Here is an 18,536-nt window from a genome sequence, read left to right on the forward strand (position 1 = left end):
GACAATGGTGACCCGATCACGACCCGAAAAGGTGAGTACCGCGTTCGTCAGGCTCGCCGATACCCTGGTCGCCGACTACGACGTCCTCGACCTGCTCCACACTCTCGCGGAGGAATGCGTCGATCTGCTGCAGGTCGACCAGGTAGGCATCCTGCTTGCCAGCCCCAACGGGGACCTGCAGGTCGTGGCGTCGACCAGCGAGGAGTCGGAGCTCGTCGAGATCCTCCAGCTCCAGGCCGGAGAAGGCCCCTGCATCGAGTGCTACCACTCCGGATCCGTCGTCACGATCGCCGATATCGCCGCTCTCGACAAGTGGCCGGCCTTCCGACGCGCTGCCCTCCGGCAAGGTTTCGCGTCCGTCCATGTGGTTCCCCTGCGCATCCACGAACGGGTCATCGGCGCCATGGGCCTCTTCGGCTCGGCAGTCGGTGAGCTGGAGCAGGAGGATGCGGTGATCGCCCAGGCGCTGGCGTCCGTGGCCACGATCAGCCTCCTGCAGGAGCGGACGATCCGGGAGAGCCAGATCGTCAACGATCAATTGCAGAGGGCCCTGAACAGCAGGATCATGATCGAGCAGGCCAAGGGCGTCATCGCCCAGATCTCCACCGTCACCATGGACGAGGCGTTCAATCGCCTGCGCAGCCATGCCCGCTCCACCCACCAGACGCTCAACGACACCAGCCAGCAGGTCATCGACCGCACGCTCGTTCTCTGAAGTACGCACCGGGGCCGCCCGGCCCGGTGCTGCCGAGGGTGCACGACCCGGCGCCACTCTCCTACCGAGGCCGTCGTGAGTACAAATCGAGTGCTGAAAGGCCTGATCCTGGTGGCCATGGACGGCTAGAGTTACACCACAAGATTCACCGGGGCCGCTGACGGACCCGCATGATCTTCCCGTCGTCTATTCGCACTGTCTGCGGAAAGGGTGAGGAAGATGCTGGGCTCGCGTTACCTTCCACCACCCCCGATCGGGTGATGCACATGACCGTGGATAAACCGTCAGGGCTGGACCAGTGGTGTTCGACTCTGTGCACGTCGTTCATCGAGGCGATCCCGGTGTCGGGTGCCGCGCTTTCGGCATTCAGCGGGTCCGCCCAGGAGACCATGCTGGGAGCCAGCGACGGACTCGCCGCCACACTCGACGAACTCCAGTTCGACCTCGGTGAAGGCCCCCGATGGGAAGCCGCCCGCTCCCGGACACCCGTCCTCCTCCCCTATGTGCGCTCGATGACCCACGAGAAATGGCCGGTCTTCGGAAAGGCGCTGTCCGGCACCGAGGTGCAAGCCCTGTTCGTCCTCCCCCTGATCATCGGGGCCCTGGATGTGGGGGTCGTGGAGCTCTACCGGACCACCCCGGGGGAATTGAACCCCTCCGAGATGACCACAGCACGAGCTCTGGCTGACGCGGCCGCATGGAGTCTGCTGCGCCACATCCTCGCCCCCGACGATGAAGACGATCCCGAAGCAGGGCTGACACCCTCACGCCGCGAGATACACCAGGCAACGGGTATGGTGCTCGCCCAGACCGGGGGGACAGCGGCCGAAGCGCTGATGCTCCTGCGTGGACACGCCTTCGCGAACGGACAGACGGTACGGGAGACATCCAGCGATGTCCTCGACCGACGGCTGGACTTCTCACCCCTTTGAATCTATGAAATGAACCTAAGGAGGCCTACCGTGGGCTTCATGGAATCCACCACCCGGGCAAGCCGGGTCAGTGCCGCCTTCGTCAGGATCGCGGACACCCTGGTCGATGAATACGATGTGCTGGACCTTCTGCACACGCTCGTCGATGAGTGCGTGGGACTGCTCGACGCGACCGCTGCCGGGCTGATGCTCGCCGGCCCGGACGGCGTCCTGCAAGTGCTGGCGTCGACCAGCGAGGAAAGTCGCCTCATCGAAGTCCTGCAGCAGGAGACGGGGGCCGGCCCGTGCGTGGAATGCTTCGTCACGGGTGTTCCCGTCACCATCCGGGACATCGCCGGAACCGGGGACCGGTGGCCGAAGTTCAAGCATGCCGCCGCGGCCCAGGGCTTCCAGTCCGTGCACGCCTTTCCACTCCGCGTACGCGGGAAGACCATCGGAGCGATGAACCTGTTCCGCACCGACACCGGCGAACTGAGCGAGGAGGACGTCGCCATCGGGCAGGCGCTCGCCGACGTGTCGACGATCAGCATCCTGCAGGAACGCTCCATCCGGGAATCGGCGATCGTCAATGATCAGTTGCAACGGGCCCTGAACAGCCGGATCCTCGTCGAGCAGGCGAAGGGCGTGATCTCCCAGGTCTCGAACGTCACCACCAACGAGGCCTTCGAACGCCTGCGTGCATATGCCCGATCCCACCGGACCAGCCTGACCGACACAGCCGAAGCAGTGCTGGGGCGCACACTTACCCTCTGACCACCGACAGACCTGTCCGCACGCCGACCGTGCGGACGCTCGTCGTCGCGGTTCCCTCCCGCTCAGCGGCCGCGCCGGGCACGATGAGCAGGACGCGCGTTCCCTCGCCGGGGGAACTCGAGACGGACAGAGTGCCCGCACAGAGTTCGGCGTGGCGCCGCATCGCCGTCAGGCCCCTGCAGGACGGTGGTTCGGCGAACCCGGAGCCGTTGTCGCTGATTCCCATCTCGAGGCGACCCCGAAGGACGCGCAGCGTGACGGTGATGGAGGCCGTGGTGGCGTCCCGGAGTGCACGGCACAGGCCTTCCTCGAGGATTGCCCGCACATGGTCGGCCACCACGGGGTGGACACCGGCGTCGAGGGGCCCGGTGAGATGCAGCTCGGGCTGAAGGGCATGATCCCGGGCCGTGGCCGCTACGACGGCCAGCACTCCGGCGCTGAAGGTCGGTGGGGTCGGCGGGCCGGATTGCAGGGAGTGGATGGTGCGGCGCAGATCCCTGATCGCGGCGTCGAGTTCAGCGCTCACGAGGCTGATGCGTTCGAGTGCTTCACGATCCGCGAGGTGTTTGCGGAGGCCCTGGATGCGCAGCCCCGCCGCGAACAGGCGTTGAATGACCTGATCGTGCTGCTGAACAGCCTGCTCGTTTCCGGCACCACTCCCCGACCACGGCGCGTCGAGATGGGAGGTAGGGGGTCGTGAATCGACGATGGACGACATGATGCGGATCCTTCGTGGCAGGGAAGTGATGGTGCCACCGGGGTCCGGGGTGTCTTATTCAAGGGTCCGCCAGAGCAGCTCCGAGGTCAAGAAGTATCGGTCCACTGCGTGAGGGCGACCGTGAAGCCGTGGACGAGCCGCTCGAAGCTGCGGTCGACGTTCGCGCTCATGGCAAAGGATCCCGTGGTCTCGAACGAGACGAAACCGTGCAGGGCGGAGCGGAGGGCGCGGATCGCGTCGATGGCGTCGTCGCCGGCCAGGTCGTAGGCGACGAGCACGTCGGCGATGACCTGGATGCCCTCGAGTGAGACGGCCTCGTCCTCGATGTCGCCGGGCGAGGGCATGCGCTGGGAGGATTCGTAGCGGGCGGGGTGCTCGCGAGCCCAGTCGCGGTAGGCGTGGGACATGGAGTGGATGGCGGTGGCGCCGGACCGGCCGACGGCGGCGCGGGCGAGCACCGCGCCGAATTCGCGTTTCGCGCGGACCGAGATGTCGCGATGCAGTCCCGCCATCGAGTCGATGTGCTTGTAGAGGGAGGGCTGGCGGATACCGAGCCGTTCGGCCAGGGCGGCGAGGGTCAGCCGGTGCAGACCGACTTCGTCGACCATCAGCGCGGCCTCCTCCACCACCCGGTCGCGGGACAGGCCTGCCCTAGGCATGCTGCACCGTGCTGAGGAACCGCAGGACGGCGTCGGAGGTCACTGCGGGCTGCTGGGACTGGGGGTAGTGGCCGGCGTCGGCGACCATGACGACCTCCGCCCGAAGGGCATCACCGACGAAGCGGGCCTCCGCGGCGGGATCCTTGAAGTCGGGGTCTTCCTCCCCCATGATCACCATCGTCGGGGCGGCCACCGAGCCGAGCTTCGCCTCGGCGGGGTCATGGTCGGTCTGCCGGGTGGTCAGCGAGAAGGCCTTGCCGTAGGGCCTGCGCTTGAGGCTTGCCACGACCGCCGTGCGGTAGTCCTGGAAATCGTCCGGCTTGCGGCCGGCATAGAGGGTGGGCATGTAGCCCTTCCACACGGCGGCGCCCCAGGGCGCGGCCATCATGGTGCGGAACATGGCCCGGGTGAAGGCATTGGACGGCGGGTTGCGCACGAACGGGCCGACCAGCACCAGTCCGTCCACCTGATCGGGGTGCTCGGCCGCGACGATGACAGCGGAACCGGCAGCCAGAGAGTTGCCGACGATGACCGCCCTCCCCCCGAGCTGCGCGATCAGGGCCTGGATGTCGCCGGCCGTCTCGACATCCCCGTAGGAGGAGAAGGTGGTGTCGCTGTCACCGTGACCCCGGAGGTCGGTGCTTGCGACCGCGTAGCCGGCCGCGACGAGCGTCGGCGCCAGGAAGCGGTAGGAGGAGCGAAGCTCGCCCATACCGGGCACGAGGACGACGAGCGGGCCGGAGCCCTGAAGATCGTAGGCGATGCGCCCCTCGGGGCGGGCGATGTACCGGGTGGAAGCTGAAGGAGAGAAGGTCATGCAGCTAGTGTGTATCCCTGTTTAGCTATAGTCAATAGCTAAACGACGCCAAGTGGTCGTTTGCTCGTCGCTCATCGTGCACGGGCTCGGCCAGGACGCGCGCCCCGACGCCGACTGATGTCAGGAAGGCTTCGGCGTCGCGGTGACCACGATGTTCTTGCCCCACGGGTCTTCCGTGTAGCAGCTGATCAGCACCACGCGGCCGGGCACGATGTCCCAGATATCACTGTCCTTCAACGTGTCCTTGTCGTGGGTGGTGACGGAATCGACGACATAGGTGAGCCGGCCCGTGAACGTCGTCAGGGTGAATTCGGATCCGACGAGCGATGTGTTGCTGAGCCGGTTGAAGGGCGCGTCCCGCCCCTCCCAACTGTGTCCCACGATGTACGTGGTGTTCACGGATCCCGAGCCGGGGGATCCGTAGGCGGTCAGCCAATAGGCATCGAGTGTCAGGGGTGGAGCGAGCGATTCCGACGCCCGATCGGCGTCGGTGGCGGTCAGCGGAAGGATTGCGACGTCCATGCCGGCGGCCGCGAAGGACAGACCGATGGGCTGGGACATCGCGGGCACGGCGGCTGGTTCCGGGTCCGCTGCTTCCGGGTCCGCTGCTTCCTGGTCCGCTGCTTCCTGGTCCGCTGCGTCCGGGGCCCCCGGCAGCCCCCCGCCGCTCAGGGGTGGGTCGGCAGGGGGTGCGGGTGTGGCAGCCGCGGTCAGCGTACTGGACGGTGAGGGGGCTCCCGATGGCGCTCGAACCGTTTCGAGCGGCACGGCGGCCGCCGCTGCCGCAAGAGCGAGGCTGACGGATGCGAGAAGAGCGAGGCCGATGCGTCGCTTCCTCGTTGTCCTGTGGAGCAACCGCTGCACCGGTTCATCGGGTGCAGCCTCCTGGTGGGCGTCCCCCGCCCGGCGCTCACGCATGAGGCGCCGGCGGGGTGACAGCCGTGCCACTGGTTCTAGTGCCTGCGAGTCGAGCGCGGTACGGCCCGGGCTGCGTGCGCACAGAGGAGGAGGCATGCCGCTGCTCCGGCGAAGAGAACGGCCGGCAGGACCTGCTGCCCTTCGCGGGAGGTGGTTGCCGCGGTCTGGATGTTCGTCCCACGATTGGTCGCGGGCACTCCTGGCTGCTTGTCGGAAGCCGCACCCGTCCCGCCGACATCGGAGTTTCCGCCCAGCAGCGGCGCGGACGAGGTTTCGGTCGGAACGGGAACCGGCACCCCCGAGGGAACCGGAGCAGACACCGACGGAACAGGAACCGGCGCAGGAACCGGCACCCCCGAAGGAACCGGAGCAGACACCGACGGAACAGGAACCGGCGCAGGAACCGGCACCCCCGAAGGAACCGGAGCAGACACCGACGGAACAGGAACCGGCGCAGGAACCGGCACCCCCGAAGGAACCGGAGCAGTCACCGACGGCTCCGGCGTCGGGGCGCAGTCGGAGGTGAGGAAGGTGTTGTTGTCCAGCGTCACCGCTCCCTCGCGGGCCAGCGCTCGGCCCTCGACGACGGCATCCGTGGTGACCGATATGGACGCCAGAGCGAGGATCGTGCCCTTGAAGGACGAGCCGGTGCCCAGGGTCGCGGAGCTGCCGACCTGCCAGTAGACGTTGCATGCCTGGGCGCCTCCGATGAGCGCCACATGGCTCGCGGAGGCGGTGATGAGAGTGCTTGGGACCTGGAAGATGAACACGGCGTCAGGGTCGCCTGCCGCGTCCAGCGTCAGAGTCCCACTGAGTGCCAACGGACCTGTCGATCCATAGACCCCGGCTTGGAGCGTGCGCCCCACCAGATCGCCCTCGACATTCTCTGTCAGCGCCCTTCCTGCAGCGTCGTTGTAGGCGATCGTCAGATCGGATTGGGCCTGCAATGATGCGGCGTTCGCGGCATTGGTCGCACCGGTTGTCAGACCCGGGGGAAAGCCGGTGATCGCACTACCGGGACTCACCCCCAGATCGGCATTCAGACGGGTGGGACCGGCATTCGTCACGGTCTGCCCGCCCAGCACGGAGTATGCACCTGCCGTGCCGAGGCCTATGGGCGCTTCCGCCGCGAAGGCTTCCCACGGGCCGCTGACCAGGGTGAGGCCGGTGAGTGTGATGACACCCATCGCGGCGCCTACCGTTGCGGTCCGCCCCCACATGTTCGACCGGGTGAGGGCATGGCGGGGTAGAGAATCGGAGCGTTTCATCGAGAACCTTCCAGCAAGGCAGAGGGCCGGAAAAGGGATCACGCTGCTGAGGATCCAGAAGACGATGATCTCGGATCAGGCGAGAAGTGGTTCTGCACCAGTCGAGGAGACAGGTCGCGGTGCTTCCCTCAAAGTAGCCCCGAACGGACACCCGTACGCCGGTCGACCGAAGGAAAAAGCCGTTGACATCGGAGGAGCACGGTGATTGTCGCGGTCCTTCACGCAGGGTTCCCGGTTCAGCGGGTCGGTGGGTGGCTGATGCCGTCGAGTATCCGGTGCAATCCCCAGAGATACTGCTCGGTCGACACGTAGCGGGCCATGACAGGCGCGGCGGCGGCAGACAGCGGATAGGTTTCGGCGGGTATCGAGGAGAACCCCGCATGCCGCGTCGCGATGCGCTCGGCTTCGAGGGGCGCCTGGCGGAGGTCGCCGAGGTCCGCCACGTCCAGGGCCATGGAGCCGAAGACATAGACGATCAGCAGGTAGGAGGCCTTCGCCGCGTCCGTGGGGCTGAACCCTGCGCTGGAGAGGACCTCCATCAGGCGTTCGTTCAGGGCGAGGGCGCGGGGACCGTCCATGGGACCGCCGATCATCAACCCGACCGCGCCAGGATGGGCCGTGAGGCGCTCCCGCAGTTCGACGGCGAGGAGTTCGATGCGCCGACGCCAGGGGACATCGGGGTCGGCGAACACCGCATGATCGACCTGCCCGAGCAGATGCTCGACGATCGCCTTGACGACGGCCGCCTTGTCGGGGAAGTACGTGTAGACCGCATTCGGAGCCACGCCCACCCGGGCGGCGATCCCTCGGATGGAGGCGGCATTCGCGCCACCCTCGTCCAGCAGGCCGAGTGCGGCCTCCACGATCTCCTCCTCGGTCGAGGCCCTCCGTGGGCCGCGACGGAAGCCCTTGAGCTGCTCTGTCACGTACGCGACTCCTTACCCTTGACACTTTTCTGTACACGGTACACCATTTGTACACCGTACAGATCAGGTCTCGGGAAGCAGGCCCCCTCATGACAACCACACACAGCAGTAGCAGCCTCCGGCGCCTCACCGGCGCCCTCTTCGTGGTCAGCGCCGTCGCTTTCGCTGCTGCGGCGACAGCCCTGTCCATCACCTTCGATTGGCCGGACATCCTGCGGGAACCGCCCGGCATCGTCCTGCCGGCCTTCGCCGCCGGCGGACCCGGTCTGGTCTGGCTCTGGTTCACGACGGCGTGGACCTACGGCCTCCTCGCCCTGCCCGTCCTCCTCCTACCCGCAGCGCTCGGGCTACGGTCGAACCCCGCGCTGCAGGTGGCTACCTCGGTAGGAGCGGTCTCGGTGCTGGTCTCCCTCATCGGGTTCCTCCGCTGGGTGTTCGTGGTCCCACCACTCGCCGACTCCCATGTCACCGGCGATGCCCGGACCCGGGCGGCGGTGGAGGCGACCTGGACCGCGCAGCACCAGTTCGGGGGCGCACTGCTGGGAGAACATCTGGGCCAACTGCTCGTCATCGGCTGGTCGGTCACGCTCAGCGTGATCATCCTGCGCAGCGGGATCCTCCCACGCTGGCTCGGCACCGTGGGCATCGCTGCGAGCGCGACCTACCTGCTCAACCAGGGGGACATCCTCTCGACCGCCGTGCCCGGCTTCCCTGTCTGGGACCTGGCCGGGCTCCTCGGCAGCACCGCCTGGGGCCTTTGGGTGGCCGCCCTCGGCGTCGTCCTGCTGGCCCGCCCTGCTCCTGAGAACGTGAGCTCCACCGGCCGGCCGGACTCCGCGTCCTTCCTCCACTCCCCGACGAACAGTCGACCTACCCAGGCCGGACCAAGGAACTGATCCTCATGGCACACTCCCCCTCATCCCGCCCGCCGTTCCTGCGCAACTGGCTCGTGTGGGTCGCCGGATTCCTCGCCTTCCCCGTCGCCGGCCTCATCGGCGGTGTCGTCGTCGGCCGCGTCGACGACACGGCCTCGGCGCTGATCGGTGGCGCTGTCGCCGGGCTCGTCATCGGCGTCGGCCAGACGCTGGCCAGCAACCACCGCCTGCAGGCCGTCAGGTGGATACCCGCGACCATCGTGGGCATGAGTGCAGGACTGTTCCTCGGCGCCGCCGCGGTGGACTACCGCACCTCCCTCGCCGATCTCGCGCTGATGGGAGCCCTCAACGGCCTCATCGTGGGCGCCTGCCAGGCTGCAGCATTGCCGCGCGGCGTCCCTCGACGCTGGGTCTGGGGCGCCGTCGCGCCTCTCCTGTGGGCATTGGGCTGGACCGTCACGACCCTCCTGCTGATCAGGGTGGACGAACAGTTCATCGTCTTCGGTGCCAGCGGAGCCCTTGTCTTCGCCGCACTTTCCGGACTCGTCCTCTACGGGATCCTTCCCTCCCGGTCGAACGCCGACACACCCGCATCGCTCCCGACGACGGCGGCAACCACATGAACGCCGGGCTGCACGTCATCTTCGGCACCGGCGCGATCGGACTCGCCACCTTCGACGCGCTCCGCCGCCGCGGCCGCACCGTGCGCCTCGTCAACCGCTCAGGTCATGCCCCTGTCGGTGCTGACGTCGAGATCCTCGCCGGCGATGCGAGGGATACCTCCTTCACCGTCGACGCGGCCCGTGGCGCCGCCGTCGTCTACCAGGCACTGAACCCGCCGTACTCCCAGTGGAGTCAACAGTTCCCGGCACTGCAGGCCGGCGTACTGACTGCTGCCGAAACGGCCGGCGCACGCCTGGTGAGCCTGGAGAACGTCTACATGTACGGGCGTCCCGCGGGACGCCCGCTCACCGAGGACCGCGAGAACAATGCCCACACCAGGAAAGGGCGACTCCGCGCCGGCATGGCCGAGGAACTGCTCGCAGCGCACAGGGCCGGCCGCGTCGAGATCACCATCGGCCGGGCGTCGGACTACTTCGGCCCCCGCGGCGGGGCCCAGTCGAATCTCGGCGACCGCGTCTTCCCCGCCGCGCTGAAGGGGAGAACCGCGACGGTCCTCGGTAACCCCGACCAACCGCACACCTACACGTACCTCCCGGACATCGGCGAGGGCCTTGCCGTGCTCGGGGAACACCCCGACGCGCCTGGGAGGATCTGGCATCTGCCCAACGACCCCGACACCCGCACCACACGTCAGCTCGTCCGGATCATCTACCGGCAGGCCGGCCAGGACCGGCCCGGGCTCCGCGTCGTCCCGCCGTTGCTGCTCCGCACCCTCGGGCTGGTCAACCCCACCGTGCGCGAACTCCTCGAGATGCAGTACCAGTTCGAGGAACCCTTCATCGTCGACAGCAGCACGATCACCAGCACCCTCGGCGTCACCGCCACACCGATCGAACAAGCCCTCGCCGAGACGCTCAGGAGCTACCGCCTGGAGCAGGACCGATCAGCAGACCCCGACCGGAGACCCCCGGAATAGCTCCCTCACTGCCCGCTGTTGGCAGTGACAACGTCCCCCCCTGATCCAGGAGTCAGCTCATGGCCCTTCAGTTCGCAGGTACCACCGCCCTGGTCACGGGCGCCAGTTCCGGCCTGGGCGCCGAGTTCGCCCGCGCCCTCGCCACACGCGGCGCCGATCTGGTGCTGATCGCTCGACGCGTCGATCGGCTCGGGACGCTGGCGCGGGACCTGGAGGCCCGACACGGCATCACGGCGCGGACCTTCGGCGCCGACCTGGGTGACCCCGCATCGTGGGCTCGCGTGAGGGCCTTCACCGAGGCGGAAGGGGTTCGGGTGTCCACGCTCGTGAACAATGCCGGGTTCGCGACGCACGGCGTCCTCGCCGAGGCCGACCCCGACCGTACCGACGAGGAGGTTCGGCTGAACGTGGGCGCGCTGACCGCCCTGACCCGGTTGTACCTGCCGGATCTCGTGAGCGCGGGCTCGGGCGCCCTGGTCAACGTTGCCAGCACCGCAGGTTTCCAGCCCGTCCCGTTGATGGCGGTGTACGGGGCGACGAAGGCCTATGTGCGCAGCTTCACCGCCGCGGTGGCATGGGAGACCCGCGACACCGGGCTGCGGGTCACCGCCCTGTGTCCTGGCGCCACGAGGACGGAGTTCTTCGACGTGGTCGGGTCGGAGGATCCGAAGGTGGGTCGCTACCAGAGCCCCGAACAGGTTGTCCGGACGGCCCTGCGTGCCCTCGATGCCAGGCGCACCCCTCCCGTCGTCGTTTCGGGTGCGGCCAATCGGGTCGGAGCAGCCCTCGGTCGACTCGCGCCGACCCGCCTGGGATTGCCGCTGACCGCAGCGCTGATGAGGCGCTAGTCCATATCGCTCGACGGACAGCTGTAGCCGGCGGGCACGCTGTCAGCGTTCACGCATCCCGGCGACCAGCATGGTGACCGCAGCGCAGGCCGCGGCAGCAGCGGCGGACGGGGACCGTCGGCGCTGCCCGACCATGACGCCGGCGAACGCCCAGAGGAGAGTGCCGGCGTAGAACCGGGACGAGGCGGTTGCCCGGTCCGGACCCGCGACCGCCCTGGCACCGAGCGTGCCGAGCCCCGCGAGGAGTGCCACGCCGATCGTGGCGGCTCGTGGCCCGGCGGGAACGATGCCCTTGGCGACGAGCATGGACGCCAGGTTCACCCCGCAGGCCGCCTGCCCCCAGGCGGCGAGCATGCCTGCTGCGGGAGCGGCCGCAGCCACCTCGGCGGCGCTCAGCTCGCCCCCCATCTCCGCTCGAGCAGTTCGACGTCGTCCCGTCTCTGCGAGCACGGCAATCGCGGCCAGTGCCGCCTGCGCGCCCCAGAACCTACCCGACCGCACCAGCGGCGCCCAGAGGCCGGTTGCTGCGAACGCCCCGGCCAGGGGCCAGCCCGCCCTGCGCCAGACATCCCGGGTGCGGGCGGGACCGCGGGCCTGGTGGACCGCGTAGGCGATGGATGAAGCGAAGATGGGGAACCAGACGGTGAAGGCGTAGGGGGCCGGCTGGATCACGTTGGGCGGTGCATCCTCACGGCGGAACCGCGGACCGTAGAACGTGGGGAGCAGCACCTGGGCGGCAGCCGCCCCGCAGGTGAGCACCTGACGGGAGCGATCTCCCGAGACCACGGCCCACACTCGGTTCGCACTGCGGGGCGGGAGGACGGACATGGAAGCTCCTGATGGTCGAAGGGCGGCCCGGCTCCGGCGCCGAGGCAACGGTGCGGCGCCTGCAAGGATCTTCCTCACCGTGCGCCGCCGGCGCCTCAGCCTTTGAAGGTGAACATCGTGACCGGGGAGGCGGCGGCTCCCAGCGCTCGGTAGAACTTCAGGGCGTGGGCATCCTCGTCGTCGGCCGGAACGAAGATCTCGTGGATGCCTTCCGCCGCGGCGGCGGCCCGCAGTCCGACGACGAGTCGGCGACCAATGCCGTGCCGCTGATGGTCCGGTCGCACGGCGAGATCGTAGATGAACAGCTCCGACGACCGTGAGCGCGTCATCGGCAGGGTGTGAGCAGTGAGGCCGGCGACGATCTCCGGGCCGACGGATGCCGCGAGAGCCCAGAAGCCCGGTCGGCCGAGAAGGTCACGCACGTAGTCCGCGCCGAGGGGCTCACGCTCCTCCCCGAAGACCCGCGCCATCATCTCGAACATGACCTGTGCCGCAGCCGTGTCCCCGGAAACCAAGCGCCTGACGTCGAGCCCGCTCATCGCAGCATCATCCCACGCTACGGCGTCCCGGTGCAGGCCAAAGGCGCGGTTCATCGAGGAACTCCGAGTAGGAGGCCGCCGATCATGAGCGCTCGTCCGTGCCGATGATCGGACGTGAGGACTGCGGGAGGCCCTGCTCGCCCACGTCATCGACCCATTCCAGGAGGTCTCCCGGTTGGCAGTCGAGGACCTTGCACATTGCTTCCAGTGTGCTGAAGCGGACGGCCTTGGCGCGCCCGTTCTTCAGGACGGCGACGTTCGCCGGCGTCAAACCGATTCGATCGGCGAACTCCCCGACGCTCATCTTCCGGCGGGCGAGCTCCAGGTCGATGCGGACGACGATCGGCATCAGATCACCTCGTCGAGCTCGGTGCGCAGGGTGCGCGCTTCGACATCGCGTGCCACCGCCTGCTCCAGCAGGGCCTTCAGCACCAGGACGATCAGGGCGACGGCCGCCAGCATGACCGCGACCCCGCCGATCAGCAGAACGACACCGGGCGGCACCGCCTCCCCGGGGGCGAGGGCGACGCCGAGCCCGAAGGTCAACAGTGAAGCGGCCGCGAAAGCACCGATCACGAGATGCACCAGACGGAAAGCACCGGTCGAGAACACGGTTCCCCGCCGCACCATCGTCAGCAGTCCCCACACGCAGACCACCGCGACCTGGCCTGCCAGGATCGCGGTGACGGTCAGGATCACCATCGGGGTGCGGATCATCGCGACATCGGGATCCGCCGTCGTGACGTCTCGGGTCAGCAGGAACAGCACCACCGTCTGGATGAAGATCGACCCCGCGAACATCATCGCCAGGACAACGCGCAACGCGGCCACCGTCAGTTTTCCCATGTCTTCCCCTCCCCCTGAATGTTGGTAACAAATTATCGTTAATCGATAGAAAGTACAAGCATTGCGATGGATCAAGCAGGGAGCCTGCCGCCCGTCCTCGGGCCTCCGCCCTGTGACGGATGAGAACCTTCTCATCGGCGGCTCATGAGGAACCAACGTCCGGGTGACTGAATGAGGACTTCCAGAGGATCAGCACCCGATCAGTACCCGGGTGCCGCCCCTTCGTCACCCGCAGATCTCTGCGCACATCAAAGGACAAGCATGCGCATCTCCGTCATCGGTTGTGGATATCTGGGGGCCGTCCATGCGGCGTGCATGGCCAAGCTCGGCCATGACGTCGTGGGTATCGACGTGGACCCCCGCAGGATCGACGACCTGCAGGCAGGCCGTGCCCCGTTCTTCGAGCCGGGGCTGCCCGAACTGCTCGACGAGACCCTGACGACCGGCCTGCTGAAATTCAGCTCCAGCATGGCCGATGCCTCGGGTGCGGACGTGCATTTCCTGTGCGTCGGCACGCCGCAGCGCAAGGGCGAATACGGGGCGGACCTGCGCCATGTCGACAGCGCCTTCGCGTCGCTGCTCGATGCCCTCGAGCCGGGCAATCTCATCGTCGGCAAGTCCACGGTCCCCGTGGGCACCGCGGCCCGCCTGGCGGACGACCTCTCACGGCAGTACCCGGACGCCGTCCTCGCATGGAATCCCGAGTTCCTCCGTGAAGGATTCGCCATCGACGACACGCTCTCGCCCGATCGTCTCGTGTACGGCCTCCCGGCCGGCGAGGCCGGCCTCCGCGCCACCCGCATGCTCGACGCCGTGTATGCGACGCCGCTGTCGACGGGGACCCCGCGCCTGTGCTCCGATTACGCCACCGCCGAGCTGGTCAAAGCCGCGGCGAACTCGTTCCTCGCGACCAAGATCTCCTTCATCAACGCCATGGCCGAGGTATGCGAGGTCACCGGCGCGGACATCACGCTCCTTGCCGACGCGATCGGTCTCGACGAGCGGATCGGCCGGAAGTTCCTCAATGCGGGTGTGGGCTTCGGCGGTGGCTGCCTCCCGAAGGACATCAGGGCCTTCATGGCACGCGCCGGAGAGCTGGGTGCCGACCAGGCGCTCACCTTCCTGCGCGAGGTGGACGACATCAATGTCCGGCGTCGCATCCGCACCGTCGAGCTCACCCGCACCCTGCTGGGAGGCTCGCTCCTCGGCAAGCGCATCACCGTGCTGGGGGCGGCGTTCAAACCCGACAGCGACGATGTCCGCGACTCCCCGGCCCTGAGCATTGCCGCGCAGCTGCAGTTGCAGGGCGCGGAGGTCACCGTCACCGACCCCGAGGCGATCGACGGTGCACGGCGCCGCTTCCCGGAGCTCATGTACGAGGACGACCTGACGCGGGCCATGGATGGCGCCGACGCCCTGCTGCTGCTCACCGAATGGGAGGAGTACCGCGACCTCACCCCGGACGTGGCCGCGGCATCGGTGGGCACGAAGAACATCCTGGACGGTCGCAACGTGCTGGAGCCCGCCCTGTGGCGGCGCGCCGGCTGGAACTACAAGGGAATCGGCAGGCCCTAGGCCCTTGCCGGGACGACGGCGCGAGCCGTGCGAAGTATGAGAAGTCCCTCATGCCCCCATCATGCGCGGCTCATGCGCAGCTGACGTACTGATACCTCCACCAAGCCACCACCAGGTCAAGAAAGTCGGCAATCCACGATGGCAGATTTGCAGCCCGAGGAGCTCAGGGTCGTCCTCTACTCCCACGACTCCCAGGGGCTCGGGCACACACGCCGTAACCTCGCCATCGCCCACGCGCTCTCGTCCGGCCTGCCCGGCCACGCACACCGGAAGGTGACCGGCCTCCTCGTCACGGGGGAATCCTCCGCGACACGCTTCGATGTCCCTGCGGGATGGGACTGGGTGGTCCTGCCGGGGATCCGCAAGGGCACCGACGGCTACCGTCCACGCCACCTGTCCATCGGACAGGATGCCCTCGTCCAGCTGCGTACGCACATGGTCGACGCCGTGCTCGGCCGCTTCCGACCGGACCTGGTCGTCGTCGACCGCCATGCGTTCGGAGTGGATGGGGAACTGCGACAGGCCCTGACCAACCTCCGGCGCGAACGGCCGTCCTGCAAGGTGGTCCTCGGGCTGCGTGAGGTGCTCGACAGCCCCCACGCCATGAAGCGGGAGTGGGACAGGATGGGTGGAACCGACCCCCTCCGGTCGGTCTTCGACCAGATCTGGGTCTACGGAGATCCTGCGATCCACGACCCCCTGAGGACGGGGGAGATCCCGGGGAGTCTCGCCCCCCTCGTCCGCTACACGGGCTATCTCGCCGCGGGCCGGGTGTCCCGCGGCCGGTCCACCCCCGTGGGTCGGCCGTACCTGCTGACCATGGCCGGCGGCGGATCGGACGGCCTCGCGCTGGTGCTCGCAGCGGCCGGCGCCGAGGTCCCCGAGGGCTACGGGCATCTCGTCATCACCGGGCCCCAGATGCCGAAGGAGCACCGCCGCCTGGTCGAGCGGGCCGCGAGAGCCGGCACGTCGGTGGTCGTGAAAGTGCGCGACGCACTGTCCGAGATCGAGGGGGCCTCGGCGATCGTGTCGATGGGCGGGTACAACTCCGTCAGCGAGATCATGAGCACGTCCACTCCAGCGCTCATCGTCCCGCGGACCGAGCCCCGGATGGAGCAACTCATCCGGGCCTCGGCACTGGCCCGGCATGGCGTCGTCGAGATGTGCCACCCCGACGACCTCTCCCCGGAACTCATCGCCGCCTGGTTCGCGCGCGCCGCAGGCACCCGCGTGGGCCGTTCCACGGTCGATCTGACCGGCGTCACCGCACTCGCCTCACTGGCTGCCGAGCTCCTCGCCGCCGGATCGGACTCCCAGGCGCGGAGGTGGGAACGTGCTGCTGTCTGAGCGATCCGCCCCCTCCCGCACCGCCTATGTCCTGAAGATGTATCCGCGGTTCTCGGAGACCTTCATCGTGACCGAGATCCTTGCCCGGGAAGCACAGGGCGAGGACCTCCGCCTCTTCTCGTTGCGTCCGCCGATCGACCCCCGGTTCCATCCGGAGCTCGCGCGCGTCCGGGCCGGCGTGACGTACATACCGAAGCCCTCCAAGATCCTCGAAGCATGGAGCCTGCTCGGGGAGGGCCTGGTGACCGTCCCGGGGTTCGTGGAACGCTTCGCCCGCATGCTGCCGGGACTACTGGCCATGGACCCGATCGAAGCCCACCAGGGTGTCGGGCTGGCCTCGGAGTTCGTCCGCCAGGGCATCACCCACGCGCACGCGCACTTCGGGTCGATGGCCGCCCGTGTCACGGCGATCGCCGCCGATCTCGTGGACATCCCCTTCTCCTTCACGGCCCACGCGAAGGACATCTTCCATGAGGAGGTGGACGCGGCGGTCCTGGTGGATCTCATGCGCCGGGCTCATCACGTGGTGACGGTCAGCGACTTCAACCACCGTTTCCTGGACCGGATCGCGGCCGGCGCGGACACCTCCGTGCACCGCGTCTACAACGGTCTGGAACTCAGCCGATTCCCCTACGAGGACCCGGCCCCACGCGGGCCGGTACTGCGTGTCTGCGCCGTGGGACGACTGGTCGAGAAGAAGGGTTTCCCCCACCTGCTCGACGCCGTCGCCCGGCTGAAAGCCGACGGCCTCGCCCTGGACGTCCGCATCGCGGGAGGCGGACCGCAGCACGAGGACCTCCTCGCGCACGTGCGAGCGCTCGAGCTGGCGGAGGACGTCACGCTGCTCGGCCCACGGACGCAGGACGAAGTCCTCGCCCTGCTGCGGTGGGCGGACGTCTTCGTGGCCCCGTGCGTCGTGGCCGCCGACGGCAACATGGACGGCTTGCCGACCGTGCTCCTCGAGGCCATGGCGACCGGCGTCCCGTGCATCGCGAGCGACGTCACCGGGATTCCGGAGGTCTTCGCCTCGGGGGACGGCGTCGCCACAGGCCTTCTGACCCGGGCCGGATCCACCGCCGACCTCGTCGCAGCCCTCGCCCACTGTGCATCCGCCGACCTGACCGGGATGACGCGCGCGGCGCGTCATCTGATCGAGTCCGCCTTCGACTCCCGGCACCAGGCGCGTCGCCTGCGCGAGCTGCAGAACGAACAGGGCGCCCTGAGCTGCTCGAGGGCATCATGAGGCATGTCGGCTATGTGTGCGTGGACCCCGGCATCCCGGTGTTCGGCTCGAAGGGGGCCTCCGTCCATGTGCAGGAGATCATCCGGAGCTGGCGTGCCCGCGGCGCCGACGTCACCGTCTACTGCACGAGGATCGGTGACTCCGTTCCCGGCGATCTTGCCGGCGTCCGGGTGGTCACCCATCCCGTTCCCCGCGGCACCGGCCCGGAGCGTGAACGGTCGCAGCGGGACGCCGCCGCCGCACTGGCTGCGCAGGCCGTGGCGGACGGTGTCACGGCGGTCTACGAACGGTATTCCCTGTTCAGTGACGCGCTCGCCCGGATCACGGGCGCACTGTCCGTTCCCGGCATCCTCGAGGTGAACGCACCACTCATCGATGAACAGCGGACCCACCGCGCACTGCACGACGAGGGGGCGGCGCTGCGTGCTCTCGGCATCCAGCTCTCGGCGGCGACGGTCATCGCGTGCGTGTCCGATCCCGTCGCGGCCTGGGTTGCCGGACACGCATCCTCCGGGTCCCTGTCCAGGATCGTCACCGCACCGAACGGGGTGAACGTGCAGCGCATCGCGCCCACCCCGGAAGCCGACGGCACCCCGACCGTCGTCTTCGTCGGCACCCTCAAGCCATGGCACGGGGTCAGCGACCTCATCGAGGCGATGGCGCTGTCCGACGGTTCCTGGAAGCTGCGGATCGTCGGGGACGGCCCCGAAGCCGCGAACCTGCGCGCACTGGCCGGCGCGAGAGGTGTGGACGCCGATTTCACCGGGGCCCTGACCCCCGCGGAGGTACCCCGGGCCCTTGCCGGCTGCGCGATCGCAGTGGCCCCCTACCCCCGGACCGAGCGGGAGGAGGAACAGTACTTCTCCCCGCTGAAGATCTACGAGTACTGCGCCGCCGGGTTACCGGTCGTGGCATCGGCGGTCGGGCAGGTTCCGGACATCATCGACCACGGTGTGACGGGCCTCCTCGTCGACCCCTCACACCCCGCGGCGCTGGCAGCCGCCCTGGACGAACTGGCGGGGGCCCCCCTCGCACGCCGCGCCATGTCACGGGCCGCCCGCCGCTTCGCGGAGGACCACAGCTGGGACGCCGTCCTCGATGCCATCCTGGAAGGGGCCACGCTGTGAGC

21 protein-coding genes are annotated in these 18,536 nt (G+C 68.4%); 11 read left to right on the top strand and 10 right to left on the bottom strand.

Annotation, left to right across the window (positions count from 1 at the left end; translation table 11 throughout):
- Nucleotides 1-4 precede the first annotated feature (4 nt).
- From RY94_RS04500 to RY94_RS04510, 3 genes are all read left to right on the top strand, one after another.
- Nucleotides 5-715 carry a GAF and ANTAR domain-containing protein gene (locus RY94_RS04500; RefSeq protein ID WP_043442210.1) on the top strand — a complete coding sequence of 237 codons (711 nt, stop codon included), beginning with the start codon at nt 5-7 and terminating at the stop codon, nt 713-715.
- Between the two features lie 170 nt (nt 716-885).
- Nucleotides 886-1,647: a GAF and ANTAR domain-containing protein gene (locus RY94_RS04505; protein ID WP_231554413.1), complete on the top strand. Its 762-nt coding sequence runs from the start codon at nt 886-888 to the stop codon at nt 1,645-1,647.
- A gap of 39 nt (nt 1,648-1,686) precedes the next feature.
- Nucleotides 1,687-2,400 carry a GAF and ANTAR domain-containing protein gene (locus tag RY94_RS04510; protein ID WP_043443581.1) on the top strand — a complete coding sequence of 238 codons (714 nt, stop codon included), beginning with the start codon at nt 1,687-1,689 and terminating at the stop codon, nt 2,398-2,400.
- On the opposite strand, the gene RY94_RS04515 is transcribed toward RY94_RS04510, so the two are convergent.
- From RY94_RS04515 to RY94_RS04545, 6 genes are all read right to left on the bottom strand, one after another.
- Nucleotides 2,390-3,118, bottom strand: a complete 729-nt coding sequence (locus tag RY94_RS04515) for a sensor histidine kinase (RefSeq protein WP_043442213.1) — start codon at nt 3,116-3,118, stop codon at nt 2,390-2,392. The genes RY94_RS04510 and RY94_RS04515 overlap by 11 nt on opposite strands.
- A gap of 86 nt (nt 3,119-3,204) precedes the next feature.
- The gene (locus RY94_RS04520) at nt 3,205-3,777 is read right to left on the bottom strand and encodes a TetR/AcrR family transcriptional regulator (protein ID WP_043442215.1); all 573 of its coding nucleotides are present in this window, start codon (nt 3,775-3,777) and stop codon (nt 3,205-3,207) included.
- Nucleotides 3,770-4,594 (bottom strand): alpha/beta fold hydrolase, encoded by an 825-nt coding sequence (locus tag RY94_RS04525; protein WP_043442218.1) that lies wholly within the window; start codon nt 4,592-4,594, stop codon nt 3,770-3,772. Before RY94_RS04525 ends, RY94_RS04520 begins: the two co-directional genes overlap by 8 nt.
- A gap of 120 nt (nt 4,595-4,714) precedes the next feature.
- A complete protein-coding gene (locus tag RY94_RS16650) occupies nt 4,715-5,155 on the bottom strand; it encodes a class F sortase (protein WP_082046051.1) in 441 nt (146 codons plus the stop codon).
- A 392-nt stretch (nt 5,156-5,547) separates the two neighbouring features.
- The gene (locus tag RY94_RS17140; protein ID WP_231554414.1) at nt 5,548-6,699 is read right to left on the bottom strand and encodes an ice-binding family protein; all 1,152 of its coding nucleotides are present in this window, start codon (nt 6,697-6,699) and stop codon (nt 5,548-5,550) included.
- Between the two features lie 317 nt (nt 6,700-7,016).
- A complete protein-coding gene (locus RY94_RS04545) occupies nt 7,017-7,706 on the bottom strand; it encodes a TetR/AcrR family transcriptional regulator (protein WP_043442223.1) in 690 nt (229 codons plus the stop codon).
- 89 nt (nt 7,707-7,795) lie between these two features.
- Here RY94_RS04545 and RY94_RS04550 point away from each other — a divergent pair, with 89 nt between their 5' ends.
- The 4 genes from RY94_RS04550 to RY94_RS04565 are packed head-to-tail and all read left to right on the top strand — an operon-like array spanning nt 7,796 to nt 11,029.
- Nucleotides 7,796-8,602 (top strand): DUF4386 domain-containing protein, encoded by an 807-nt coding sequence (locus tag RY94_RS04550; protein ID WP_082046052.1) that lies wholly within the window; start codon nt 7,796-7,798, stop codon nt 8,600-8,602.
- 5 nt (nt 8,603-8,607) lie between these two features.
- Entirely contained in the window at nt 8,608-9,204 is a 597-nt protein-coding gene (locus RY94_RS16655) for a hypothetical protein (protein WP_052273935.1), read from the top strand.
- Nucleotides 9,201-10,181: an NAD-dependent epimerase/dehydratase family protein gene (locus RY94_RS04560; protein ID WP_043443588.1), complete on the top strand. Its 981-nt coding sequence runs from the start codon at nt 9,201-9,203 to the stop codon at nt 10,179-10,181. The genes RY94_RS16655 and RY94_RS04560 overlap by 4 nt, the downstream gene beginning before the upstream one ends.
- A 59-nt stretch (nt 10,182-10,240) precedes the next feature.
- Nucleotides 10,241-11,029 carry an SDR family NAD(P)-dependent oxidoreductase gene (locus RY94_RS04565; protein WP_043442229.1) on the top strand — a complete coding sequence of 263 codons (789 nt, stop codon included), beginning with the start codon at nt 10,241-10,243 and terminating at the stop codon, nt 11,027-11,029.
- Between the two features lie 42 nt (nt 11,030-11,071).
- Here RY94_RS04565 and RY94_RS04570 read toward each other — a convergent pair whose 3' ends face one another.
- The 4 genes from RY94_RS04570 to RY94_RS04585 form a co-directional block, all read right to left on the bottom strand.
- Complete coding sequence (locus RY94_RS04570; RefSeq protein ID WP_043442231.1) at nt 11,072-11,857, bottom strand: hypothetical protein; 786 nt, start codon at nt 11,855-11,857, stop codon at nt 11,072-11,074.
- A 95-nt stretch (nt 11,858-11,952) separates the two neighbouring features.
- Complete coding sequence (locus RY94_RS04575; protein ID WP_197060592.1) at nt 11,953-12,450, bottom strand: GNAT family N-acetyltransferase; 498 nt, start codon at nt 12,448-12,450, stop codon at nt 11,953-11,955.
- A 28-nt stretch (nt 12,451-12,478) separates the two neighbouring features.
- Nucleotides 12,479-12,745: a helix-turn-helix domain-containing protein gene (locus RY94_RS04580; RefSeq protein ID WP_052273937.1), complete on the bottom strand. Its 267-nt coding sequence runs from the start codon at nt 12,743-12,745 to the stop codon at nt 12,479-12,481.
- Nucleotides 12,745-13,227, bottom strand: a complete 483-nt coding sequence (locus RY94_RS04585; RefSeq protein ID WP_331374866.1) for a DUF2975 domain-containing protein — start codon at nt 13,225-13,227, stop codon at nt 12,745-12,747. Before RY94_RS04585 ends, RY94_RS04580 begins: the two co-directional genes overlap by 1 nt.
- A 276-nt stretch (nt 13,228-13,503) precedes the next feature.
- Here RY94_RS04585 and RY94_RS04590 point away from each other — a divergent pair, with 276 nt between their 5' ends.
- The 4 genes from RY94_RS04590 (at nt 13,504) to RY94_RS04605 (ending at nt 18,534) form a co-directional block, all read left to right on the top strand.
- Nucleotides 13,504-14,817, top strand: coding sequence for a UDP-glucose dehydrogenase family protein (locus RY94_RS04590; protein ID WP_043442235.1), 1,314 nt, complete (start codon nt 13,504-13,506; stop codon nt 14,815-14,817).
- A gap of 138 nt (nt 14,818-14,955) precedes the next feature.
- Nucleotides 14,956-16,164 carry a glycosyltransferase family protein gene (locus RY94_RS04595; RefSeq protein ID WP_043442237.1) on the top strand — a complete coding sequence of 403 codons (1,209 nt, stop codon included), beginning with the start codon at nt 14,956-14,958 and terminating at the stop codon, nt 16,162-16,164.
- Nucleotides 16,151-17,407 carry a glycosyltransferase gene (locus RY94_RS04600; protein ID WP_231554415.1) on the top strand — a complete coding sequence of 419 codons (1,257 nt, stop codon included), beginning with the start codon at nt 16,151-16,153 and terminating at the stop codon, nt 17,405-17,407. Before RY94_RS04595 ends, RY94_RS04600 begins: the two co-directional genes overlap by 14 nt.
- A complete protein-coding gene (locus tag RY94_RS04605) occupies nt 17,404-18,534 on the top strand; it encodes a glycosyltransferase family 4 protein (protein WP_043442239.1) in 1,131 nt (376 codons plus the stop codon). The genes RY94_RS04600 and RY94_RS04605 overlap by 4 nt, the downstream gene beginning before the upstream one ends.
- Nucleotides 18,535-18,536: the final 2 nt, after the last annotated feature.

This window comes from Arthrobacter sp. L77, assembly GCF_000816565.1.
GTDB classification, from domain to species: Bacteria; Actinomycetota; Actinomycetes; order Actinomycetales; family Micrococcaceae; genus Arthrobacter_D; species Arthrobacter_D antioxidans.